Source organism: Sphingobium fuliginis (assembly GCF_004152845.1).
Taxonomy (GTDB): domain Bacteria; phylum Pseudomonadota; class Alphaproteobacteria; order Sphingomonadales; family Sphingomonadaceae; genus Sphingobium; species Sphingobium fuliginis.
Map to the genome: position 1 here is coordinate 427,077 of NZ_SEON01000002.1, position 23,397 is coordinate 450,473.

Sequence of the window (23,397 nt, forward strand, 5' to 3'; positions counted from 1 at the left end):
CGGGGCGTTGACCGAACAGGAACAGGCTGAATTGATCGAGGAAGCGCGCAAGGTCTTTGCCGGCCCCATCGCCTTCCTCAAATCCGCGCCCGACCTCAAATTCCTGCCAGACATGGCGGTGAACGAGGTGGCATTTGCGGGGCGGTCCAATGTCGGCAAATCATCGTTGCTGAATGCGCTGACGAACCGCAACGGCCTTGCCCGCACGTCCAATACGCCGGGGCGGACGCAGGAGCTGAATTTCTTCGACGTGGGCGACCCGTTGCGCTTCCGGCTGGTCGACATGCCGGGCTATGGCTATGCCCGCGCGCCCAAGGACATGGTGCGCAAATGGCGGTTTCTGGTGAACGACTATCTGCGCGGGCGGGCGAAGCTGAAGCGCACGCTGGTGCTGATCGATAGCCGCCACGGCATCAAGGATGTCGATACCGACATCCTCGACATGCTGGACGCTGCGGCGGTCAGCTATCGCATCGTCCTGACCAAGGCGGACAAGGTGAAGGCCAGCCATCTTGCGGAAGTCCACGAGGCCGTGGCCGAGGCGATCCGCAAACGGCCCGCCGCGCATCCGGACATCATCGCGACGTCGAGCGAAAAGGGCATGGGACTTCCCGAATTGCGCGCCGCCGTGCTGGAAAGCGTGACCCAAGGGTGAGGCCCGGCCGATGGTGAGGATCACCTGCCTCTGCGGTCGGATCGGCCTGACGATCGAGAAACGCCCGGCGTTCATCAATGCATGCAACTGCACGCTGTGCAGCAAAACGGGCGCGCACTGGGCCTATCTCGACCCCCGCGAGGTGCGTGTCGAGGGCGCCACGCAAAGCTATTGCCGGGAGGACAAGGACGATCCGGCGGCGGAGATCCAGTTTTGCGGTCGATGCGGATCGACCACCCATTTCACCCTATCCGCCAGCGCGGTATCCCGGTTCGGAAACGGCATGATGGGCGTCAACATGCGCCTGGCCGACGAACGCGATCTGGCGGGAATCGAACTGCGCTATCCTGACGGGCGGTCCTGGTCGGGCACGGGCGACTTCGGCTATGTGCGGGCGCCCCGGATCATCGGCCAGGACGCAAGTTCCGGCTGATCCCCGGCAGGCTTTCCTCGCGGGAGCCGAAGCGGCTAGAAAAGGCTGTACTGCCCACTTCCTTTCAGAGTCCAGGTGGCCAGGGTCTCATGATGCGTGCGCCCGACATGGCTGCATATCAGCATGAACCGGTCGACATGCCAGCCAAAGCCATCGACCCGACGCTGTTCCGGCGGACCGTCGCGGTAGAACAGCGTCTGGTGCGGGCTGAAGCTCCAGCCGGGACGCAGCATCACCCCCGCGCCTTTCATGCCCGCCGCGATCTGCTTCTGAAGCGTGCCGAGCAGCGGCACGCTATGGGACGGACGCAGGGCGGCGGACCGGTTGCCGATGCTGAGCCGGTCCAGCCGCAGGTCGAACGGTTCCGCCATCACGCCTGTCCCGGCGCGCATCAGCGCCTTGATCACCGCATAGGGATATTCGACATAATCGCAGGTGATCGCCAGCGTCACATGCTGGTGATCCACGGCGATGCGCCGGGCGCCGCCGGCGATGGCCTCCGCGAAATGATCCGTCTGGCGGGCGATCAGCAATGTGGGCTTCAGGGCGAAGAACAGGCGGAAGAGGGTCTTGCCGGGCTGGTTTTCCATGACATTTCGCTCCATGCGAATCGGTCGATCATGTTCATGATATGTTCTTTTCCTTCCCAAGGCGAATCCGGTGGAGCCGCCCCTGATTTCATGCGTTTGCGCGATAGGGGACAAGGAGAGTGACTATGATGCAATTGACGCTCGACAGTCTGGCGGAGAAGATGAAGGACATCGATTTCGCGATGCTGTCGACCCATGCCGACGGCGGCCAGATCGGCGCAAGGCCGATGAGCAACAACCAGGATGTCGCCTATGGCGGCGACAGCTTTTATTTCACCACGGAAGACACGCTGATGGTGAAGGACATCGAACGCGATCCGCGCGTCGGCCTGTCCTTTCAGGGGCGTACCGGGTTGCTCAAGCAGAACCCGCTGTTCATCGCCGTGGAGGGCCGCGCCGACCTGATCCGCGATCGCGATGCGTTCCGCGCGCATTGGAACAGCCAGTTGCAGGACTGGTTCGAGGAAGGGCCGGACACGCCCGGCCTTGTCATGATAAAGGTCCAGGCGCAGCGCGCCCATATCTGGGACGGCGAGAATGAGGCTGAACTGGAGCTTGGATGATTCGCGACGGCGCGAGGCCGCACGGCAGAGGGAGACGGGTCGCGCAAACGGTCCTGGCCTTGGCTTTCGGCCTGGCCGGAACCCTGCACCTGACCCGGCCCAGCGGCTTCGTCGCGATCACGCCTGACTGGGTTCCCGCACCCCATATGACGATCGCGCTGACCGGCGTGGCCGAGATCGCCGGCGCCATCGGCCTGATGCTGACGCCGCTGCGCAGGGCGGCGGGCATGGCTCTCGCGCTCTACGCCCTGTGCGTGTGGCCAGCCAATTTCCACCATGCCCTGAACGACATTCCGCTTGGCGGCGTGCATCTGAGCTGGTGGTATCACGGGCCGCGCCTGGCTGCGCAGCCGGTGATCATATGGTGGGCGCTCTGGGCAGGCGGAGCAACGGACTGGCCGTTCAAACGGCAGCGGGCGCGCAGTCCGGTTTCCGGACAAGATGATTGTCTTTGAAGATTGCGGCTCTACTGTGCGCACTTTCCAACGAACAAGCGATCAGAGAGCGATGACCCGGCATATTCCCTGGATAATGATAGCGATTATGGGCGCGGTGGCGCTGTCGGTGGTGGCTGTATCCCGCGGCGAGGCGGTCAATGCGCTGTGGATCGTGGTGGCGGCGGTCAGCAGCTTCCTCGTCGCCTATCGCTATTATGGGCTCTACATCGCGCGAAATGTGATGCGGCTCGACCCGTCGCGGCCCACGCCCGCGATCCGGCGGGCCGATGGCCTCGACTATGTGGCGACCGACCGGACGGTGCTGTTCGGGCATCATTTCGCCGCCATTGCGGGCGCGGGCCCGCTGGTGGGACCGGTGCTGGCGGCGCAGATGGGCTATCTGCCCGGAACGCTCTGGATCATTGCGGGCGTGGTGCTGGCGGGCGCGGTGCAGGACTTCATGGTCCTCTTCATCTCCATGCGCCGCGACGGCAAGTCGCTGGGCGAGCTGATCCGCATGGAAATGGGGCAGGTTGCCGGGACCATCGCGCTGTTCGGCGCCTTCATGATCATGGTCATCATCCTCGCCGTGCTGGCGCTGATCGTGGTGAAGGCGCTGGCGGAAAGCCCCTGGGGCATGTTCACCGTGGCGGCGACGGTGCCGCTGGCGATGGCCATGGGCGCCTATACGCGCTGGATCAGGCCGGGGCGCATCGGGGAAGTGTCGCTGCTGGGACTGGTCGGGCTGCTCGCCGCCATCGTCTATGGGCAGAACATCGCCGCTTCGCCGGTCTGGGGGCCGGCCTTCACCTTCACGCCGGTGCAGCTTTGCTGGATCTTGATCGGCTATGGCGCGGTAGCGTCGGTATTGCCGGTGTGGCTGTTGCTGGCGCCGCGCGATTATCTGTCGACCTTCCTCAAGATCGGGGCGATCGCGGCGCTGGCGATCGGCATCGTCATCATGGCGCCGCCGCTCAAAATGCATGCCGTGACCCAGTTCGTGAACGGCAACGGGCCGGTCTGGTCGGGCGGATTGTTCCCCTTCCTGTTCATCACCATCGCCTGCGGGGCGGTTTCGGGCTTCCATGCCCTGATCGCCAGCGGCACCACGCCCAAGCTGATCGCCAGCGAAGCCCATGCGCCGATGATCGGCTATGGCGCGATGCTGATGGAGGCGTTCGTGGCGATCATGGCGCTGGTGGGCGCGTCGATCCTCGATCCGGGCATCTATTTCACGATGAACAGCCCTGCGGCGGTGATCGGCAAGGACGCGGGCAGCGCGGCGGCGGCGGTGACGGCCATGGGCTTCCCCATCTCGCCCGATCTGATCCTGCAGACCGCGAAGGATGTGGGCGAGCACAGCATCATCTCCCGCGCGGGTGGGGCGCCGACGCTGGCGGTGGCGATGGCGGAGATATTCTCCCATATCATGGGCGGGCCGGCGATGAAGGCCTTCTGGTATCATTTCGCGATCCTGTTCGAGGCATTGTTCATCCTGACAGCCGTGGATGCGGGGACGCGCGCCGGACGCTTCATGTTGCAGGATCTGATCGCGCTGGCGGTGCCCGCCTTCAAGGACAGCAAGAGCATGGCTCCCGGGGTCATCGCAACGGCGCTGACCGTCGCGGCCTGGGGCTTCTTCCTCTATCAGGGCGTGACCGATCCGCTGGGCGGGGTGAACACGCTCTGGCCGGTGTTCGGCATTTCCAACCAGATGCTGGCGGCCATCGCACTGATGCTGGGAACGGCGGTGCTGTTCCGGATGAAGCGGGACCGCTTCGCCTGGGTGACGCTGATCCCGACCGCCTGGCTGCTGATCTGCACCCTGTCGGCGGGCTTCCTCAAGCTGTTTTCCGCCGATGCGAAGGTCGGTTTCCTGGCGCATGCCGCCCGGTTCAGCGCCGCGGCGGGCGATGGCGAGGTGCTGGTCCCCGCCAAGTCGATGGCGGAGATGCGGCAGATCATCTTCAACGACCGGATCGACGCGGCGCTGGTCGCGGTCTTCCTGTTCGTGGTGTTGGCGGTGCTGCTGTTCACCATCCGCACCTGCCTCGCCGCGCGGAAGGTGGCGGCGCCGACCGCACGGGAAATTCCGGCGCAACTGGTCCCGGCGGAATGAGCATCTTCCTCCACCGGCTGCGGCAGATGGCGCATATGATGGTCGGGGTGCCGGATTATGACGCCTATCTGCGCCATATGCGGGCGCATCATCCCGAGCGTGCGCCGATGGACCGGACAGCCTTCTTCCGGGAGCGGCAGGAGTCGCGTTATGGGGGCAGGAATGGGGGGAAGTGCTGCTAGGGCTGGCCGCCCTCCCCTTCGTCGATGGGGAGGCTTGGCTTAGAGCCAATCGACATTCAGCCCTGACGGCCTGCAAATGACGCTTTTCCGTGCTTCCGGTGCTCTCCTACTTTGAGTAGGCTGCGCTCCGGGTCACGGAAAACCACCATTTTACCTTCGGTGGTCTTCGGCTCGGCTCGTCATCTTCTGAATGTCGATTGTCTCTAGCGCTTGGCGTTGAAGCCCGCGACCATGCCGGCTGCGATGGAGAGGGCGATTTCCGCCGCGCCTATCGCCCCTATGTCGAGGCCGGCGGGGCCGTCTATGCGCGCCAGTTCTTCCGCCGAAAAGCCCAGAGCAGCCAGCCGTTCCAATCGCGCCGCATGGCTTTTGCGCGATCCCAGCGCGGCGATGTAGCCCGTCGGCCCACGCAGCGCCGCCGCCAAGGCGGGATCATCGATCTTGATGTCGTGGCTGAGCGTCACGACCGCGGTGGATTCGCCGGGAAAACGGGCCGCAACCGCTTCGTCCGGCCAGCGGTCGTCCAGTTCGACGCCAGGGAAGCGCTCCTCCGTCAGGAAACGGCCGCGCGGATCGATGACGACGGGAGTGACGCCGATTGCCCGCGCCAGTGCGCTGAGCGACTGGGCGATCTGCACAGCACCGACGATCAGCAATCTGCGGGGCGGATCGTAGCGGTTGTGGAACTGCCCCTCCCCCGCCCCTTCCCGCGTGAGGCCGGTCGCAAGATCCGTCGACAGGGTGAGCGCCCTGCCCTTCTCGCTTTCCGCCGCGATCCGCTCGAACAATGCGGGGTCGAAGCCTTCCGGGCTGACCGGCTGGACCAGCACGCTGATTTCCCCGCCACAGGGCAGGCCTACCGCCCAGGCGTCGCCATCGGCCACGCCATAGGTTTCCAGATTCGCCGGCCGTCCCCCGATCACCTCCGCCGCGCGCTGGAGCACGTCGGTCTCGACGCATCCGCCGGATATGCTGCCTTCGAACCGGCCGTCCTCATGCACGATCATATGGCTGCCGCGCGGCCGGGGCGCGGAGCCCCAGGTCGACACCACCGTCGCCAGCGCCAGCCGCGCCCCACGCCATTCGGTGGCCTTGCGGATGGCCGCGCCATTGTCGTTCAAAAGCCTGCCTCCCAGAGCGATTTCCAGCAATCGAACCGATCGCTGGTCAAGAAATCGCGGACAATAAAGAGATTATAGCGGCGATCTGATTCAATCACATCGAAACCCGCCCTAAACCAGCCGTCTTCCTGTCCATACCACCCGACCCACGATCACGACCAGCGCCGGATCGATGTCGATCCAGTCGGGATAATGGGGATTGTCGCTGAGCACGGAGAAAAAACCCCTGCGCGGCCCCATGGCCACGCGCTTTACCATGAGCACCCCGTCGAGCCGCAGCACATAGACGCCGTCGCGCAGCCGCCCCGCATCGTCGTCATGATTGACCATGATCTCATCGCCATCGCTGAGCGTGGGGGCCATGGATTCGCCATCGACGCGGATGATCGATATTTTCTGCGGCCGAACGTCCAGATGACGCAGCCAGTTGGCGTCGAAGGCCATCAGGCCGGCCGCCCGCTCATCCTCGTCCAGCGAACCCGGCCCAGCCGAAGCGCCCAGCGAAAGCCGCGGCACGCTGACCACCGAAGGCAGCGACCGCACCCTGACCGGCGGGGTTCCGCGCGGGACCGACCCGCCCAGCATTTCCTCCGCCACGCCGAAATAGCGGGCCAATATGCGCCGGTCCTCCTCATCCAGCTTCCGCGGCGTGCCCCTTTTTATGAACTGCTGGATATAGGCGGGATTGCGGTTCAACAGGCGCGAAAGATCGGAATAGCTGTCGCCCCGCTCGGCAATCAGCCGCTCCAGCACCATGCGCGGATCTTCTCCAATACCGACCATATCTCATCCATTACTGATAGGAATTTTCCTAGACAAGTAGGAAATTAGGCAACATGAAAATCACCTGAGGGATTCGCGCAGGCGGATCGAATCGACAGAGGAGAAGCGGGACTATGCTGTTGCGAGAGGTCGAAAAATTTCTGCGGGAAAACGGCATTCCCGCGACCCGGTTCGGCCGCGAGAGCGTGCGCGATCCCCGGCTGGTCTTCGACCTGCGCAGGGGCCGCGAACCCGGCATGAGAATGAAGAGGCGAGTAGAACATTTCATGAACACATATCGCAGGAGCATGGGCGAATGACAAGCATCCACGTGAACGCTCCCATCCGGAATCTGCTCCAAAATGAAGGTGCGGCGAAAGCGCGCGACCCCCTGCCCCGTCTGCTGTCGCAACTGATCGCGCGGGCGGGTGGAACCGTCATGGTGGAACGCGCCGTCAGCCGTCCCTGGGCGAGCGCGCTGTTCCAGGGGCGGCGCCATGTCGTCGCGCTGACCCTGGCCGGGCCCGATGCGGCCGAGCGGCGCGCAGCCTTTGTCCAGGGAATCGAAGAAGCGGAATGGAGCCTGTCCGGCCATTTCGTCGCGGACATCAGCATCGACTGCCGCCGTCCGGTGCCGGGCGGCGAGTGGGTCGAATTGTCGGCGCTCACCATAGAGGACTGGTGAGAGCCATCAAGGGAGAGCGCCCGTCAGCGCGCTCTCGCCTGCCGGTTCAGCGGGCGCGGCCGGCCATGGTCCGCAAAGTCCCCAGAGCGGCGCGCAGGGCCTCATCGACGCCCTGCTCCACCTTATCGCGCACGGGCACGGCGGCTTCGACCGGCATGTCGGCCAGAACGGAGGCCGGCCGGCCCATGCGCTTGCGCTGGGCAAGACCCTGTTCCAGCCTTTGGGTCAGCTCCGCCAATGAAAGATGCTCGATGGGCGCAGGCGCGGGAGCGGTCTCGGGCTGCGCCGGCTGCGCGATCTCCTGAGGGTCGGCATCGACGGTCTCCGACGAAAATGCGCGCTGCAGGCGTGCGAAGGCCGTTTCCTCCGTCATCTTGTCCGGCATGCCGGGAATGGAAAGGCTGCCCGGCGCGGTGATGGGCGCCTCGACAGCGGCTTCCGCCTCCCCATCTTCGCGTCCGGGCGCGGTGCGGGCGAAAATGTCGAGGCCGCCAAAGTCGCGGCTGGCGAAGATCGGCGGACGCGCGGGGGCATCGGGATGGGCGTCGGCACGGCGCAGCGCCGGACCCGACCTGCTCCGGTCACGCGACAGCCAGTTCAGCTTCGACAATGCAAAACCCATTTCACTCACTCCTGCGGCGCCGTTCCCGCGCCCTTGCTTGTCATGCGTCAGCAGAGCGACGCGCTTTTCCCTTTGTCCCGCCCAGATCAGGCCCAGGACCATCGCCGCGCCGGAACCCGCCAGCAGCAGACGGGCCTTCAGCCCCAGCGGCGGCGCGGCGGCCGGGATGACTTCGCTAAGGCCACTCGACGCCACGACCGTTTCGACCAGCCCTGTGGGCAGCGAGAAGAGGAGCAGCCCGGCCCCGAGCGCGCCCGAAAGCGCCTTCAGCAGCCCACGCATTCTTCTCACGCCGCCGCACGCGCCCCTTCAGGGCGCGCCAGCAATTGCCGATAGACGGGTTCGTAGCGAAGAATGTTTGACGACCAGTTACGCTCCCGCTCCACAAAGGCGCGCGCCGCCGCGCGCCGCTCTTCCCAGAAGCCGCGATCCGCGAACATCCCCGCCAGCGCGGCGGCAAGGGCGGGCGGATCGTCAGGCGCGAACAGCGTGCCGGTGACGCCATGTTCGATCAGTTCGCGATGGCCGCCGACGCTGGACGCGGCGACCAGCCGACCCTGCGCCATCGCCTCCAGCGGCTTCAACGGCGTCACCAGATCGGTGAGGCGCATCGACTTGCGCGGATAGGCGAGGATGTCGACCTGCGCATAATAATCCTCGACCTGATCGTGCGGCACGCGGCCGACGAAGACGATATGGTCGGCAAAGGGCGAGGCCATGGCCCGGTCGCGCAACGCCTGCTCGCACGGGCCGCCGCCGACCAGCAGCAGCTTCGCCTTCGGGCGGGCGCGCACGAGTTTCGGCAGGGCGGCGATCAGGTCGTCCAGCCCCTCATAATCGTAGAAGCTGCCGATGAAGCCGACAACGTCGGCGCCCTCCAGCCCCAGTTGCGCGGTCAGCGCAGGATCGCGGGGAACGGGCGTGCCGAACTGGTCCATGTCGACGCCATTGGGCGAGACGATGATCTTGGCCGCGTCGATTCCCCGCGCCACCAGATCGCCGCGCAGGCCTTCGCAGATCACGGCAACCGCATCGGCTGCGCGGACGGCATGGGTTTCCAGTTGCCGTGTCAGCCAGTAGCGCGGACTGCCCTCCGTCCCGGTGCCGTTGCCGACCGCCGCATCCTCCCAGAAAGCGCGGATCTCGTAGATCATGGGGATATTGTGCCGCTTCGCCACCTTCTGCGCCGCGATCGCGTTCAGCACCGGCGAGTGGGCGTGGATGATGTCGGGCCGCCACTGGCGCACCAGCATATCGATGGCGTCGGCATGGGCGGAAATGTCGCGCCATTCGCGCAGCAGCGGATGGCCGCCGGTCGATTCGCCGGGCGTGCGGTGGAAATGCAGGCCGTCGACCACCTCCTCCAGCGGCCCCGGCGCGGCATGGCGATGGCCGGTGATGCCGCGCACGTCCCAGCCCTTCGCCAATTGCGCCCGCAGGATCGCGCGGGTGCGGAAGGTGTATCCGCTATGCATGGGCAGGCTGTGGTCCAGCACATGGAGAATCCGTGTCATGGCGACGAGTCTTGCCGAAAAAGGTTTAACGGGCCGTCAACTCTGTTGGGTTAGGGGTGGGAGGGTTCGGGCTTCAGTACAACATGCTCCTGCGAAGGCAGAAGCCTAGTCCTGCCGTCCGGCCTGGGCTTCTGCCTTTGCAGGAGCATGTTGGAAGTGACGGATAGCTCAAGCACGCGATGATCGACGCCCTTTCCCTTCTCATCAGCCATGGCGTCATTCTGCTGGCGGCCTGGCGGCTGCTGTCGCGGCCCGATCTGGATCGCGATCCTCCCTCCGGCCTGGAGGCGGAGAGCGGCGATGCGTGACCTGTTCTTCGTCGCCTTCCTCGGCGCTTTCTTCCTGCTGGGCTTCCGCAGGCCGTTCCTGCTGATCGCGGTCTATGCCTATATCGACATCGTTTCGCCCCAACGGCTCTCCTATTTCCTGCTGAACAGCATCCCCATCTCCTTCATCGCCTTCGTACTGGCGGTGGGGGCGTGGCTGCTGGTGGACGACAAGAAGGATTGCCGACTGTCTGCGCGGCAGGCGATCCTGCTGCTGTTGTTAGTCTGGTGCGGCTATACCACGGCGACGGCAGACTTTCCGATCAACGCCGCGAGCAAATGGGCTTGGGTGTGGAAGGCGATGCTGTTCGCCATCTTCCTGCCCGTCACCCTGCGCACCCGCCTGCGGATCGAGGCGCTGGCCCTGTTCATGGTGCTCTGCGCCAGCACGATCATCATCAATGGGGGCATGAAGACGGCGCTGTCGGGGGGCGGCTATGGCGTGCTGAACCTGATGGTCGACAACAATAGCGGCCTTTATGAAGGCAGCATCATTTCGACCGTCGCCATTTCGCTGATCCCGCTGATCCTCTGGCTGTCGCAACATGGCACCGTCTTTCCGCCCGACTGGCGGGTCAGGCTGTTCGCCTATGCGCTCTGTTTCGCCTGCCTTCTGATGCCCATCGGCACGGAGGCGCGCACGGGCCTTGTCTGCATCGCCGTGCTGGCGGGGCTGATGCTGATGCGGTCGAAGCGGCGGTTCATCTACGGCCCGCTGATGGCGCTGGCGGCGCTGGCGACCATCCCCTTCCTGCCGGCCAGCTTCACGCAGCGCATGTCGACCATAGAGAATCACAGCCAGGACGAAAGCGCCTCCACCCGGCTGGCCGTGTGGAAATGGACGCTGGACTATGTGGGCGAGCATCCGGGCGGCGGCGGTTTCGACAATTATCTGCAGAACAGGTTCACCTATGTCATGCAGGAGCGGGTGATCGACGCCGCCGGATCGCGCATGGAAAAGCGCATCGTCACCGACCATGGCCGCGCCTATCACAGCGCCTATTTCGAGATGCTGGGCGAGCAGGGCTATTTCGGCTTCTTCCTCTGGGCGCTGCTGCACCTCATCTGCTTCATCCGGACGGAGGCGATCCGGCGCATGTACCGGAACCGGGAAGGCGATGAAGCCTGGGTGTCGCCCTTCGCGCTCGCCCTGCAACAGGGCCATGTCATCTATATGGTGGGATCGCTGTTCGTGGGCATCGCCTATCAGCCCTTCATCTTCATGATGCTGTCGTTGCAGATCGGCCTCGACACCTATTTGACCCGGAAGCGCAAGTTGGCCGCGCGCCAGCCGTTATTTCCCGCAACACCCGTCGCGCAAGGGAGCGCCGCATGAAGGGCGAACTGAAGATATTGGGCGCGGCCCACGGCCTGCTGCTGGGGCTGGTGCTCGCCGCGCCGCTGATTGCGCCGGCGCTGCTGCCATGGGGCGCCGAAGCGCTGTTCATCATCGCCGCCTTCCAGTTGCGGCTGGCCGACCGGCGCTGGGATACCCGCGCGGGGTTGCAGGGGTGGATCAGCCACATCCGCATGGCGCCGTTGCGACTGGTGCCCTGGGCCGGGACGGCGGTCGTGGCGCTGATCGCGGGACCGGAGCAGGCCCGGCTCGCCACCGCAATCCTCATCGCCGTCGCCATGGGCGAATTGCTGATCTATCCGGTCATCGCCCATCTGCTCGGCCGCATGCCGCGCCTGGGTCTGGCGGGCGCGATCCTGCTGCTGCTGATCGGCTGCGGCCTGGCGGAACCGGCACAGGCGGCGCGTTTCGCCATGGCCTTCGCGCTGGGCGTCGGCGGATGCGTCTTCTGGCTGCGCGGGCCCGATGGCGAGCCGGGCGCGACTTTGCTGGCGCTGGGCGGATCGGCCGCCGCGACGGCAATCGCCCTGCTGCTGCCGGTGGCGCAGTCCGTGGCGATTCCCGCCGCGATCCTTTGCCTGACGCTGACGCTCGCCCATCTGTCGGTGATGCGCCGTCACCCGCTCCATTGGCGGTTGCCCAGCGGCATGCGGTTCATGCGGATTCATTGAGGGTTGCGCTTCGGTCATTGGCCACTTCCAGCCATTCCCCTATCGCGCATTGCGGAACGAAGCGAGGAACGGCGGGTTGAGGAAAAACCATGCCGCCCGATTCCCTCGTCCATGCCAATGACAGCCTGCCGGGCATCACGCGCCGGGCGATGAAAAGAGGATGGGCCTATTTCGACGCCAGCGGCGCGCGCATCACCGACCGGGAAGAGATCGACCGGCTGAACGCCATCGCCATGCCGCCCGCCTATCGCGACTGCTGGTTCTGTCCCCATCCGCACGGTCATATCCAGGCGACCGGCTATGACGACCGGGGCCGCAAGCAATATCGCTATCACCTCGATTTCCGCGCCGCGCGGGAGGCGGAGAAATATGCCGGCTGCCCCGCCTTCGGCCGCGCCCTGCCCAGGCTGCGCGCCCGGATCGAAGCCGACCTGTCCAGGCGCGGCCTGCGCAAGGAAAAGACGCTGGCAGCCGTCGTGCGCCTGCTCGACCTGGCGAAGGTGCGCGTCGGCAACGAGCAATATGCCGCCGCGAACAAGAGCTTCGGCGCGACCACGCTGCGCCGCCGCCATGTCGACCTGCGCGGACAGGCGCTGCGCCTGCGTTACCGGGCCAAGTCGGGGCGGGAGCATGAGCTGACCGTCACCGACCGCCGCCTCGTCCGCTTCGTTCGCGCCGTACAGGATCTGCCGGGACAGCATCTGTTCCAATATCTGGATGAGGAAGGCGTCGCCCGGCCCATCACCTCGGGCGACGTCAACGCCTATATAGCCGAAGCCATGGGCGGCGATTTCACCGCCAAGCATTTCCGCACCTGGGGCGCCTCCGTCATTGCCTTCGAAACGCTGGCGGCGGGCAGCATGTCGCTCAAGCAGATGATCGAGCCGGTCGCCGCCGCGCTGGGCAACACCCCGGCGATCAGCCGCAAAAGCTATATCCACCCCGCGCTGATCGAGCTTTGCCGCAACGGACAGGATGCATGGCGACAGGGGCTTCGCCTGCCGCGCGCAACCCGCTATCTTTCCCGTTACGAACGCGGACTGATCGCCTTTCTGGAGGATGCCGGCGGCACGGCCGCCCTTCCGATGGCGGCCTGATCCGCATCCAGAACCGCAAGGATATTCATGGCCGCCAAGAAAGATACCGCCACCCTGCCGCAGATCGACGTCCGCCCGCCCAATCTGGCCGAGATGTGGCAGTCGACGGTCCACTGGTTCTCGCTCCACTATCTGCAGATCCTGATCGCCATCGGCGCGGCTGTGGCCATCTACAGCCTTTTGACGGCGCTGCGCAGCGTGGGCGGACGGTTGAAGGGGCATCCCGGCGACACTCTGGGCCTTGCCAACGTCGCCGGCCGCGCCTTTGCCCGCACCACCCATTTCTTCATGGCGATGGTCGCCGCGCGGCTGGTGGTGAGCTATGCCCGGCCGCCGGAGATGGTGCTGAAGACCGTCGTCTTCCTCTTCACCATCGCCGCCGTCTTCCAATGCGCCATCTGGGCGCGGGAAATCATATTGGGTCTGGTGGAACGGCGCACCTCGGCGGACGAGAGCCAGAGCCTGGCCAACGCCATGGGCCTGATCCGCGTACTCGTGACCTTCGCTCTGTTCGCCATCGCGCTGATCGTCGTGCTGGACAATCTGGGGGTGAATGTCACCGGCCTGGTCGCGGGCCTGGGCATCGGCGGCATCGCCATCGGCCTTGCGGCGCAGGGCATCTTCTCCGACCTGTTCGCCGCCTTGTCGATCATCTTCGACAAACCCTTCCGGCAGGGCGAGGTCATCACCTATGACCAGACCACCGCCCGGGTGGAGCGCATCGGCCTTAAGAGCACGCATCTGCGCGCGATGAGCGGCGAGAAGAAGGTGATCTCCAACGCCAACCTCCTCCAGAAGGAGATCACCAGCCTGCAGACGCTGGCGCAGCGGCGCGTGACCTTCGCCATCGGCATCATCTACCAGACGCCGGAGGACAAGGCCGACGCCATCCCCGCCATGCTGAAGGAGATCGTGGAGGCGGAGGGGCATATCTTCGTCAATGCGGGGCTGGTCAGCTTCGGCGCCAGTTCGCTCGACTATCAGCTCAATTTCGACGTGCCCGACCCCGACACCCATGATTATTTCCTTTCGCGGCACCGCGTGGGCCTGGCCATCTGGAAGCGCTTCAATGCGGAGGGGATCGAATTCGCCTATCCAACGCAGACCAGCTTTACCGCCGCGCCCGACGGCCGGGCGATCATGCCCTATCCGGAGGTGCAGCCCGTGGTGCGCGTGGACCAGCCGGGGGGCAGCGCCCCCGCCTGACTCGCCTGACCGCATATCGGACTCGCCTTGCCTGCTCCCGCTTGCCCGGCGCATCGGCCGGAGTCAGGCGGGTGCAATGACGAACGGACATTTCGGAACAGCCATGAAAACCTGTTATTTGCTGGCCGCCGCTGCGCTCGCCTTCACCCCTGCCGCCCATGCCGAAGGGATCGGGGCCGAGGTGAATTACGGACGCGCGGACGGGCATTGGGGCACGGAAATCGGCGCCGGCTATGCGATGGATATTGCCGGCTTCAGCCTGACGCCGGGCGGCGGCGTCTATCTGCGCGATGGCGACACGAAGCTCTATGGGCGCGTCGAGGCGACCTACACCCTCCCCGCTTCCGCCACCATCGGCGCGGGCGTGCGCTTCAGCGGCGACAATATGCGGCCCTATGCGACGCTCGCCATGCCGCTGATCCCCAAGCTGCGCGCCAAGGCCAATGTGGGGCCGAAATATTATGCGGTGGGATTGACGCTAGGATATTGAGGGTCGCCCCCCTCTCCTCCTTCGTCATGCTGGGAGATAACTTAATCCAAGCCCCATAGCCCGCCAGGCAGCAGCAGCCCGTCGCGCAGTTCCAGCCCCCCTTCCCGATCCTTCGCCAGCAGCAGCGCGCCATCCAGATCGATCCAGTCCGCCCCCTGCGCCACCAGCGCGGCCGGAGCCATGCCCAGCGACGTGCCCAGCATGCAGCCGACCATCACGCGGAATCCCCGCGCCCGCGCCTCTCGCGACAGGGCCAGCGCCTCGGTCAGCCCACCCGCCTTGTCGAGCTTGATGTTCACTGCGTCGAAATCCGCCAGCCGGTCGAGATCGGCCCGCGTATGACAGCTCTCGTCCGCGCAGAGCGGCAACGGCGACCTGATCCCCGCCAGCCGCTCTTCCCTGCCGTGGAAGACCGGCTGTTCGACCATCTCCACGCCCAGTTCCGCCAGCGCCTGCGCCTCCGCCACAATGTCCAGATCGTGCCAGCTTTCATTGGCGTCGACGATCAGCCGGACGTCCGGCGCGCCCGCCCGCACCGCCGCGATCCTCGCCCGGTCGCCATCCCCGGTCAGCTTGCATTTGAGCAGGCCGAAGCCGCGCCCCGCCGCTGCCCGCGCATCCGCCTCCATCTTCTCCGGATCGCCCAGGCTGATGGTGAAGGCGGTGGGCAGGGGCCTGGGCTCCTCCAGCCCCGCCAGCTTCCACACCGGCACCCCGGCGCGCTTCGCCTCCAGGTCCCAGAGCGCGCAGTCCAGCGCGTTGCGGGCGGCCCCGCGCGGCATGGCGCTCAGCAGCGCCTCCCGCTCCAGCGGCCCGGCATAGGCGTCGATCGCCGCCGCGCAGCCTTCCGCCGTCTCGCCCTCATAATAGATCGCCGTGCCCTCGCCCCGCCCGACATGCGCGCCATCGCCCACCGTGCAGACCACGACATCCACCGACGTCTTCGCGCCCCGGCTGATGATGAAGGCCCCCGCGACCGGCCAACGTTCAACAGTCGCGGATATGATGCGTGTCATCGGCGTTCCCTGTGCTGGCGATATACGGGTCCAAGCGAACCGGCTATCCCGCCGCATAACCAGTCTCGACCCGCAGATAAAGGATAGGCGCACCCGTGACCTCCAGAGAATTGACCGGTTTCCTGTCCCTCAGCGAAGCCGATGCCGTGGCGGCCCGGCGCCGCCTGTCCGACATGATCTGGCGCGTCGGCTTCGGCGCGATCACCTGGCCCTGGCTGCTGGCCAGCCTGTCGGGCGGGCGCAAGGCGGACAAGCGCGCGCTGCTCGACGAGCTTGGCCTGCCCCATGACGCCCTGCCGCATCTGGGGAGCTGGAAGGCCGATGTCGGTTTCCTGCGCCATATCGTGCGGGAAATCGCCCGGCTGCGGCCCGCCCATGTGGTGGAACTGGGGGCAGGCGCATCGACGCTGATCGCCGCGCGCGCTTTGGCGCTGCACGGCGGGGGGCGGCTGACCAGCTTCGACCAGCATGACGGCTTCGTGCAGGCGACCCGCAACTGGCTGGCCGACCATGGGCTTACGGCCGATCTGCGCCACGCGCCGCTGGTTGCGGAAAGCGAGGACTGGCCGGGCCGCTGGTACGACATCGACAGCCTGCCCGACAGCATCGACCTGCTGATCATCGACGGGCCGCCCTGGGCGGTGCATCCGATGGTGCGCGGCGCGGCGGACAACCTGTTCGCGCGCCTGTCTCCGGGCGCGGTCGTGCTGCTGGACGACGCGGCCCGTCCCGGCGAGCGGATTGTCGCCCGGCGCTGGCGCAAGCGCTGGCCGCATATCGACTTCCGCCTGAAGCATGACGGGACCAAGGGCACGCTGGTGGGCCGCCGCCGCGACACATCGATCCCCGTCGCCAATGACAATGATCATGGCCGGGCATGGCGCCATCTCGGCCGGGCGGCGGGCATCGCCGCGCTGGTCGCCACCGGCTGGATCGCGCGGGGCGAGCTGGGCGAATTTCCGCAGGCGGCGCAGGCCACCACCTTCCTGGACGAAGCCGCCGCATCGCACCGCACCGGGCTGCTGCGCCAGAGCATGGCGTCCCAGGTGGAGAGCGCCACGCTCAACCCCGGCGAGATACAGCGTTCGACCGGCATCGTCCTGCCGCCGCTGCCGGCCCAGTGGCGCATCCATGACGTGCAGCTTTACCCGACGCCGGACAGCCCCGCCGTCGCCGTGTCGATCACCACGCCGGAGGGCGAGCAGCTCTCCTTCTTCGCGGACCGGGCCGAAACCCCGGCGGAGGCGAGGCCGCTGCTCGCGCGGCGCGCCGATGACGTCATCGCTTATTGGGAAGCGGGCGACATGGCCTATGCCCTGACCGGCCGTGCCGGACCGCAGCGCATCATGGCGCTGGCGGCGGAGATCGCGCCCGCCGGTTAGCGCCCGGTCGGATTTCGGAACCGGGAAATGTTCCCTTTCACGCAAAATCCCTTTAGAGCGCGGCGCCATGGAGGATGTGGACCAACCATCGCCGCGCGACAAGGCGCGCCCCCCACTCGGCAGCCTGGCGATGATCTGGCGCTTCGCCAGCCGCTATCCGGGCCGCATCGCCGGGGCGCTCGCCGCGCTGCTGATCTCGTCCGCCGCGACGCTGGCGATTCCCAGCGGGTTCCGGCTGGTCATCGACCGCGGCTTCATGGGCGGCGGCGACATCAGCCGCTGGTTCGAATATCTGTTCCTGATCGTGGTGGTCCTGGCATTGGCGACGGCCGCCCGCTTCTATTTCGTGTCCTGGCTGGGGGAGCGCGTCGTCGCTGACATCCGGTCGGCCACCCAGGCCAATCTGCTGCGGCAGGAACCCCGCTTCTTCGAGGAAAACCGCCCCTCCGAAATCGCGTCGCGCATGACCGCCGACACGGCCATCATCGACCAGGTGGTGGGATCGACCGTGTCGATCGCGCTGCGCAATGTGGTAACGGGCACCGGCGGCCTCATCTATCTTTTCGCGCTGGCGCCCAAGCTTGCCGGGCTGCTGCTGCTGGGCATTCCGGTCATATTGGTGGCGATCATCGGCCTTGGCCGCCGCGTGCGCGCCCTGTCGCGGGCAAGCCAGGACCGGCTGGCCGATGTCGGCAGCGTCACGTCGGAAACGCTGGGCGCGATGAAGATCGTGCAGGCCTTCGGTCAGGAAGGACGGGAAGCGGCGCGATTCGACAGCACGGTCGAGGCGGGTTTCGCCACGGCGCGCCGCCGGATCGCCCTGCGCGCGGCGATGACCGCCATCGTCATCGCACTGGTCTTCGGATCGATCACGGCGGTCATGTGGCAGGGCGCGCTGGACGTCGCCGCCGGACGCCTGTCGGGCGGCAGCATCGCCGCCTTCGTGCTGACCGGCGGGCTTGTCGCAGGCGCGTTCGGCGCGTTGTCGGAGACCTGGGGCGACCTGCTGCGCGGAGCGGGCGCCGCCGGACGGCTGCATGAACTGATGAGCGCCGTACCGCAGATAACCCCGCCGCCCCGTCCCGTCCCGGTGCCGCGAACCGAGCATGGCGCGCATCTCCAGTTCGAGGACGTGCATTTCCGCTATCCCACACGGCCCGACCAGGCGGCCCTGCATGGCATTTCCGTCGACATCGCGCCGGGCGAAACGGTCGCCATCGTCGGCCCTTCCGGCGCGGGGAAGTCCACCCTGATCCAGCTGGCGCTGCGCTTCTACGATCCGGATTCGGGCGTGATCCGCCTGAACGACGTGCCCCTGCCCGAGGCCGATCCGGCCGAGGTGCGCGGCATGATGGCCATGGTGCCGCAGGAAAGCATCATCTTCGCCGCCTCCGCGCGCGACAATCTTCGCTACGGGCGATGGGACGCCAGCGACGAGCAGATCTGGGCCGCAGCCCGCGCCGCCAATGCGGAGGGTTTCCTGCGCGCCCTGCCGCAGGGCCTTGACAGCTTTCTGGGCGAAGGCGGCGCGCGCCTTTCGGGCGGCCAGCGCCAGCGCCTGTCCATCGCCCGCGCCCTTCTGCGCGATGCGCCGATCCTGCTGCTGGACGAAGCGACCTCCGCCCTCGACGCCGAATCGGAACGGCTGGTGCAGGATGCCCTCGGCCGGCTGATGCAGGGCCGCACCACCATCGTCATCGCCCACCGGCTGGCCACGGTCAGGGCCGCCGACCGCATCCTCGTGCTGGACGAAGGGCGGCTGGTCGAACAGGGCGACCATGCCACGCTGATGCGGCAGAAGGGCCTCTATGCGCGGCTGGCCAACCTCCAGTTTCAGGATGTCGCCGCAGGCTGACGGCATGGGCCGCCATGCCTCGCACCGGGACATGCGCCAAGCCGACGGTCAGTGGGTGCGGCTGGTGACGTTGGCGGTGCCGTCGGCCTGAATTTCGATCAGATGCGCCGTGCCGTCATTGCACGCGGCCTTCCAGCCCTTGACGCCGGGCCGCACCTCGGTCCGCTCCGACCGGATGACGGTCGGGCAAGCCGCGCCCGACGCCCGCACCGCGCGTTCCAGCACGCCGTTGCGCTGGGCCTCGTCAAGCTTCGCGACGGCGGCCGCGGCGCCGGTTTCGGGCGTATCCCGGCGGTCGACCGCGGTGATCCGGTCGCTGCTCTCGCCACAGCCCATCAGGGTGAGGACCCCCGCCAGCACCATCCATATGCGCATGCTTATCCTTTCGCTTGGGCGGCAAACCCGTCCGTCGCCCGGATGAGCGCGTCCAATATGCCGGGTTCGTTGAACGCATGGCCCGCCCCTTCGATCATCTCGAAGCGCGCCCCGGGCCAGGCCCTGTGCAGCGCCCAGGCGGTTTCTGCGGGGCAGGCCATGTCATAGCGGCCCTGCACGATGACGCCGGGGATGCCCGCCAGTTTCCCGGCGTCGCGGATGAGCTGCCCCTCCTCCAGCCAGCCGCCATGGACGAAGTAATGATTTTCGATCCGCGCGAAGGCGAGCGCGAAATCATCGGCCTCATGCGTGGCGGACAGCGCTTCGTCGGGCAGCAGGCGGATGGTCTCGCCCTCCCAGACGCTCCAGGCCTTGGCCGCGGCGATCTGCCGCGTGCGATCGTCGCCGGTCAGGATCCGGCGATAGGCGTGGAGCAGGTCGCCACGCTCCGCCTCCGGAATGGGCGCGACGAAACGTTCCCATTTGTCCGGATAGATGCGGCTGGCGCCCTGCTGATAATACCAGTCGATCTCCTGCTTGCGGATGGTGAAGATGCCGCGCAGCACCAGTTCGGTCACGCGGTCGGCATGGGTCTGGGCATAGGCCAGCGCCAGCGTGGATCCCCAGCTTCCGCCGAAGACCAGCCATCGGTCGACGCCCATCATCTGCCGCAGGCGTTCGATGTCCGCGACCAGGTGCCAGCTCGTATTCGCCTCCAGCTCCGCATGGGGCGTCGAGCGACCGCAGCCGCGCTGGTCGAAGAGGAGGACGTCGTAGCGTTCCGGATCGAACAGGCGGCGGTGGTCGGGCGATATGCCGCCGCCCGGCCCGCCATGCAGGAAGACGGCCGGCTTGGCGCCCGGCGTCCCGGCCCGCTCCCAATAGACGCGGTGGCCATCCCCCATGTCGAGATGTCCGGAAGCGAAGGGTTCGATGGCGGGATAGAGCGTGCGCATGCGCAAAGGTGTAGAAAGTCTGGCGGGCAATGCAATCGGCAGACGCGCGATCCCCTTCCGGCATGGCAGGTCGCAGTCCCGCCGCCAGGGTCTTTTGCGATGCGGCCCGACCCGGGCGGCACGATGCCGGATTACATTTTGCGACAAATCTTTATGGGCATTGCCAGAGTCTTGCGACAACTTCCCCCTAGAGGGAGGGCATTCAGGGTTTGATCCTAAGGGGTAAACAGTGCGCCGTTCCTTTGCCTGTCTTCTGTTTCCGTTGATGATGAGTGCGGCGCCGGGCGCGCTGATGGCGCAGACCGAGGAGCCGAGGGGCCCGGCCGGGCAGATGGATGATGCCGATGAGATCGTCGTCACCGGCCAGCCTGAACGCGGCGCGGTGGTCGGCAATGTCAAGCCGGAGCAGCAGCTTTCCCCCGCCGATGTCCGCGCCCTGGGCGTCACGTCCATATCCGAAATGATCTCCGAACTGTCGCCTCAGACCAATGGGACGCCGGTGATCCTGCTGAACGGCAAGCGGATCTCCAGCTTTTCGGAAATTCAGGACATCCCGTCCGAAGCGGTGGCGCGGGTCGACATCCTGCCCGAACAGGTGGCGCTCAGCTATGGCTATGCGCCGACGCAGAAGGTGGTGAACATCGTGCTGCGCCAGCGGTTCCGCGCCGAAACGGTGGACCTGCGCGCGGGCACAACGACGCAGGGCGGGCGGGAGAACGGCTCGGCGGAAGGCGGGCTGCTGCGCATCCGGGGCGATAATCGCTTCACCCTCAACCTGCAGTACAAGACCGCCGCATCCCTGCTGGAGAGCGAGCGCGGCGTGGTGCCGACCGTGCAGGGTGAGCAGGCCAACCGGCAATCGGGCATCGACGCCTTTCTGGTGGGCGGGAATGGCATGACCGGCGGCGAGTTGGCCCATCATCGCACGCTCAGCCCGGCGACGGAGAGCTTCGCCGCCAATGCGACGCTGGCCCGCGCCCTGGGCAAGGTGTCCATGACCGTCAACGGGCGGCTGGAACTGTCCGACAATGACAGCCTGCAAGGGTTTCAGGCAGCCGCGTTCGACCTGCCCGCCGGCAACCCCTTCTCGCCCTTCGCCACGCCGACGAGCTTCTATCGCTATCTGCGCCAGACGGGCGAGTTGGGACAGCAGATCAAGGGCACGACCGGCCATGTCGGCGTGACGCTGAACGGCCTGCTGGGCGGCGGCTGGCAATGGTCGTTCACCGGCAATGGCGATTATTCGAACACCCGGACTTCGACCGACCGGGGGTTTGCGACCGGAGCGATCCAGAGCGCGATCGATGCAGGCGCGGACCCGTTCGGCGGCTTTTCGTCCGACCTGCTGTCGACGCGGGTGATCGACCGGGCGGAGGCGGAATCGAAGGCGGTGCAGGGCGACCTGCTGCTGTCGGGTCCGCTGTTCGACCTGCCGGCCGGCGCGGTGACGACCGCGGTGCGCGTGGGCGGATCGGCCAATGGCTTCGTTAGCTGGCCGATCCGTTCGGGCGAGGATCGCGACAACAGCTACAGCCGGGAAATCGGCAGCGGGCAGATCAGCGTCGACCTGCCGATCACCAGCCGGTCGAAGGGCGTGCTGGCCGCGGTGGGCGACATCGGCGTCAATGTGAACGCGGCGGCGCAGCATTATTCCGACTTCGGCACGCTTTCGACCCTGGGGTACGGCATGCGCTGGCGGCCGGTGCCCGCCGTGCAGTTGCTGATGTCGGCCAACCAGGATCGCGCCGCGCCCACGGGCACGCAGATCACCGATCCGCTGGTGTCCACGCCCAATGTGTCGGTGTTCGACTATGCGACCGGGCAGACCGTCTTCGTGACGCAACTGAGCGGAGGCAATGCCGCCCTCAAGGAGAGCGTGCGCGACCAGTTCCGCCTCAGCGCCAATATCAAGCCGTTCGACAAACCCAACCTTACGCTGACGGCGACCTACACCAACAGCCGGACGAGCAACCCGATCTCGGCCTTCCCGACGCCGAGCCCCGCCATTGAGGACGCCTTCCCCCAGCGCTTCCTGCGGGACGAAGACGGCAATCTGGTGCAGGTCGATGCGCGGCCGATCAATTATCTGCGATCGCGGAGCGAGCAGCTCCGCTGGGGCTTCGACCTTTCCATTCCGCTGAAATCGCACATCCAGAAGGTGGTGGAAGCCTGGCGTGCCGCCGGCGCCAGGCCTGAGGAGCGGCCCAAGGAGCTGCAGGACCTGCGCAGCCTGTTCGGCAATCGCGGGCCGGGCGGCGGCCAGGGCGGACAGCCCCCTCAAGGACAGGATGGCGGCGAGCGGCCAGGCGAAGGCAGTCGGGGCGGCTCGGACGGAGGCTTTGGCGGAGGTCCGCGCGGTCCCGGCGGCGGCTTTGGCGGGCCGGGAGGTTTCGGCGGCGGCCGTGGCGGCGGGGGCGGCGGCCGGCTCAGCTTCAGCCTCTATCACAGCTGGCATTTCACGGAGAGCATCCTGATCGCGCCCGGCGTGCCGGAACTGGACCTGCTGAACGGCGACGCCACGGGATCGTCGGGCGGCCAGCCGCGGCATGAGCTGAATGCACGGATGGGCTATACCAATAACGGCCTCGGCGCGCGGTTGAGCGTGGATTGGGAGAGCGGCACCCATGTCGACGGCGCCCTGAACGGCACGGCAGGCGGCGCGTCGCGGCTGGACTTCGGCAGCCTGGCGACGGTGGACCTGCGCCTGTTCGCCAATCTGGGGCAGATGCCTTCGCTGGTGAAGAACCATCCATTCCTGCGCGGGGCGCGCATATCGATCGGCATCGACAATCTCTTCAACCAGCGGCGCAGCGTGACCGATGCGAACGGGACCACGCCGGTCCGGTACCAGCCGGGTTATCTGGACCCGCTGGGGCGCGCGGTGACGATCAGCTTCCGCAAGCTGTTCTTCTGACGATTGATGGCGACGCGCGATGGGTCGGAATGACGCTTCGGCAGACGCAGAACAGGCGGTCGAAGCACC

25 protein-coding genes are annotated in these 23,397 nt (G+C 66.6%); 17 read left to right on the top strand and 8 right to left on the bottom strand.

From position 1 onward, the window contains the following. The first annotated feature begins 7 nt into the window (after positions 1–7). Positions 8–655, top strand: coding sequence for a ribosome biogenesis GTP-binding protein YihA/YsxC (gene yihA, locus EWH10_RS06935; RefSeq protein WP_025551804.1), 648 nt, complete (start codon positions 8–10; stop codon positions 653–655). Between the two features lie 10 nt (positions 656–665). Further along, positions 666–1,088 carry a GFA family protein gene (locus EWH10_RS06940; protein WP_044661517.1) on the top strand — a complete coding sequence of 141 codons (423 nt, stop codon included), beginning with the start codon at positions 666–668 and terminating at the stop codon, positions 1,086–1,088. Positions 1,089–1,123: 35 nt separating this feature from the next. On the opposite strand, the gene EWH10_RS06945 is transcribed toward EWH10_RS06940, so the two are convergent. Continuing rightward, positions 1,124–1,678 carry a 2'-5' RNA ligase family protein gene (locus tag EWH10_RS06945; RefSeq protein WP_044663026.1) on the bottom strand — a complete coding sequence of 185 codons (555 nt, stop codon included), beginning with the start codon at positions 1,676–1,678 and terminating at the stop codon, positions 1,124–1,126. Positions 1,679–1,806: 128 nt separating this feature from the next. Here EWH10_RS06945 and EWH10_RS06950 point away from each other — a divergent pair, with 128 nt between their 5' ends. Genes EWH10_RS06950 through EWH10_RS06965 form a run of 4 tightly spaced genes read left to right on the top strand, consistent with a single transcriptional unit; the run spans position 1,807 to position 4,979 of the window. Next, positions 1,807–2,241 (top strand): pyridoxamine 5'-phosphate oxidase family protein, encoded by a 435-nt coding sequence (locus EWH10_RS06950; RefSeq protein WP_371873080.1) that lies wholly within the window; start codon positions 1,807–1,809, stop codon positions 2,239–2,241. Further along, positions 2,238–2,696 (top strand): DoxX family protein, encoded by a 459-nt coding sequence (locus tag EWH10_RS06955; protein WP_083199151.1) that lies wholly within the window; start codon positions 2,238–2,240, stop codon positions 2,694–2,696. The genes EWH10_RS06950 and EWH10_RS06955 overlap by 4 nt, the downstream gene beginning before the upstream one ends. 52 nt (positions 2,697–2,748) lie before the next feature. Next, the gene (locus tag EWH10_RS06960) at positions 2,749–4,797 is read left to right on the top strand and encodes a carbon starvation CstA family protein (protein WP_044661515.1); all 2,049 of its coding nucleotides are present in this window, start codon (positions 2,749–2,751) and stop codon (positions 4,795–4,797) included. Next, positions 4,794–4,979 (top strand): YbdD/YjiX family protein, encoded by a 186-nt coding sequence (locus tag EWH10_RS06965; protein WP_044661514.1) that lies wholly within the window; start codon positions 4,794–4,796, stop codon positions 4,977–4,979. The genes EWH10_RS06960 and EWH10_RS06965 overlap by 4 nt, the downstream gene beginning before the upstream one ends. A 203-nt stretch (positions 4,980–5,182) precedes the next feature. Here EWH10_RS06965 and EWH10_RS06970 read toward each other — a convergent pair whose 3' ends face one another. Together EWH10_RS06970 and EWH10_RS06975 are read right to left on the bottom strand one after the other, a co-directional pair. Further along, positions 5,183–6,100, bottom strand: coding sequence for an XdhC family protein (locus tag EWH10_RS06970; protein WP_044663024.1), 918 nt, complete (start codon positions 6,098–6,100; stop codon positions 5,183–5,185). 111 nt (positions 6,101–6,211) lie between these two features. Then, the gene (locus EWH10_RS06975; protein WP_065847022.1) at positions 6,212–6,883 is read right to left on the bottom strand and encodes a S24 family peptidase; all 672 of its coding nucleotides are present in this window, start codon (positions 6,881–6,883) and stop codon (positions 6,212–6,214) included. Positions 6,884–6,996: 113 nt separating this feature from the next. Between EWH10_RS06975 and EWH10_RS21955 the strand changes: the two genes are divergently transcribed. Then, a complete protein-coding gene (locus EWH10_RS21955; RefSeq protein WP_025549299.1) occupies positions 6,997–7,182 on the top strand; it encodes a hypothetical protein in 186 nt (61 codons plus the stop codon). Further along, entirely contained in the window at positions 7,179–7,547 is a 369-nt protein-coding gene (locus EWH10_RS06985; protein WP_044661512.1) for a hypothetical protein, read from the top strand. Before EWH10_RS21955 ends, EWH10_RS06985 begins: the two co-directional genes overlap by 4 nt. A gap of 46 nt (positions 7,548–7,593) precedes the next feature. On the opposite strand, the gene EWH10_RS06990 is transcribed toward EWH10_RS06985, so the two are convergent. Both EWH10_RS06990 and EWH10_RS06995 read right to left on the bottom strand, forming a co-directional pair. After that, positions 7,594–8,451, bottom strand: a complete 858-nt coding sequence (locus EWH10_RS06990) for a hypothetical protein (protein ID WP_130029939.1) — start codon at positions 8,449–8,451, stop codon at positions 7,594–7,596. Between the two features lie 5 nt (positions 8,452–8,456). Then, positions 8,457–9,683, bottom strand: a complete 1,227-nt coding sequence (locus EWH10_RS06995) for a TIGR04063 family PEP-CTERM/XrtA system glycosyltransferase (RefSeq protein ID WP_044661510.1) — start codon at positions 9,681–9,683, stop codon at positions 8,457–8,459. 179 nt (positions 9,684–9,862) lie between these two features. On the opposite strand from EWH10_RS06995, the gene EWH10_RS22095 reads away from it, so the two are divergent. The 6 genes from EWH10_RS22095 (at position 9,863) to EWH10_RS07020 (ending at position 14,830) form a co-directional block, all read left to right on the top strand. Further along, positions 9,863–9,991 carry a hypothetical protein gene (locus EWH10_RS22095; RefSeq protein ID WP_255308758.1) on the top strand — a complete coding sequence of 43 codons (129 nt, stop codon included), beginning with the start codon at positions 9,863–9,865 and terminating at the stop codon, positions 9,989–9,991. Beyond that, positions 9,984–11,345, top strand: a complete 1,362-nt coding sequence (locus EWH10_RS07000; RefSeq protein WP_044661509.1) for a putative O-glycosylation ligase, exosortase A system-associated — start codon at positions 9,984–9,986, stop codon at positions 11,343–11,345. The genes EWH10_RS22095 and EWH10_RS07000 overlap by 8 nt, the downstream gene beginning before the upstream one ends. After that, positions 11,342–12,037, top strand: coding sequence for a hypothetical protein (locus EWH10_RS07005; protein WP_044661508.1), 696 nt, complete (start codon positions 11,342–11,344; stop codon positions 12,035–12,037). The genes EWH10_RS07000 and EWH10_RS07005 overlap by 4 nt, the downstream gene beginning before the upstream one ends. Before the next feature lie 89 nt (positions 12,038–12,126). Then, positions 12,127–13,134: a DNA topoisomerase IB gene (locus EWH10_RS07010; protein WP_044661507.1), complete on the top strand. Its 1,008-nt coding sequence runs from the start codon at positions 12,127–12,129 to the stop codon at positions 13,132–13,134. Positions 13,135–13,161: 27 nt separating this feature from the next. Beyond that, complete coding sequence (locus EWH10_RS07015; RefSeq protein WP_044661506.1) at positions 13,162–14,340, top strand: mechanosensitive ion channel family protein; 1,179 nt, start codon at positions 13,162–13,164, stop codon at positions 14,338–14,340. A 103-nt stretch (positions 14,341–14,443) separates the two neighbouring features. Then, a complete protein-coding gene (locus EWH10_RS07020; protein ID WP_044661505.1) occupies positions 14,444–14,830 on the top strand; it encodes a hypothetical protein in 387 nt (128 codons plus the stop codon). 41 nt (positions 14,831–14,871) lie between these two features. On the opposite strand, the gene dgcA is transcribed toward EWH10_RS07020, so the two are convergent. Continuing rightward, the gene (dgcA, locus tag EWH10_RS07025) at positions 14,872–15,846 is read right to left on the bottom strand and encodes an N-acetyl-D-Glu racemase DgcA (RefSeq protein ID WP_044661504.1); all 975 of its coding nucleotides are present in this window, start codon (positions 15,844–15,846) and stop codon (positions 14,872–14,874) included. A 95-nt stretch (positions 15,847–15,941) separates the two neighbouring features. On the opposite strand from dgcA, the gene EWH10_RS07030 reads away from it, so the two are divergent. Beyond that, positions 15,942–17,228 carry a class I SAM-dependent methyltransferase gene (locus EWH10_RS07030; protein WP_044661503.1) on the top strand — a complete coding sequence of 429 codons (1,287 nt, stop codon included), beginning with the start codon at positions 15,942–15,944 and terminating at the stop codon, positions 17,226–17,228. Between the two features lie 67 nt (positions 17,229–17,295). Then, entirely contained in the window at positions 17,296–19,083 is a 1,788-nt protein-coding gene (locus EWH10_RS07035; protein ID WP_044661502.1) for an ABC transporter transmembrane domain-containing protein, read from the top strand. Between the two features lie 48 nt (positions 19,084–19,131). Here EWH10_RS07035 and EWH10_RS07040 read toward each other — a convergent pair whose 3' ends face one another. Beyond that, complete coding sequence (locus tag EWH10_RS07040; protein ID WP_044661501.1) at positions 19,132–19,458, bottom strand: hypothetical protein; 327 nt, start codon at positions 19,456–19,458, stop codon at positions 19,132–19,134. 2 nt (positions 19,459–19,460) lie between these two features. After that, a complete protein-coding gene (pip, locus tag EWH10_RS07045; protein WP_044661500.1) occupies positions 19,461–20,414 on the bottom strand; it encodes a prolyl aminopeptidase in 954 nt (317 codons plus the stop codon). Positions 20,415–20,643: 229 nt separating this feature from the next. Here pip and EWH10_RS07050 point away from each other — a divergent pair, with 229 nt between their 5' ends. Then, entirely contained in the window at positions 20,644–23,328 is a 2,685-nt protein-coding gene (locus tag EWH10_RS07050; protein ID WP_044661499.1) for a TonB-dependent receptor, read from the top strand. The last annotated feature ends 69 nt before the right edge of the window (positions 23,329–23,397 follow it).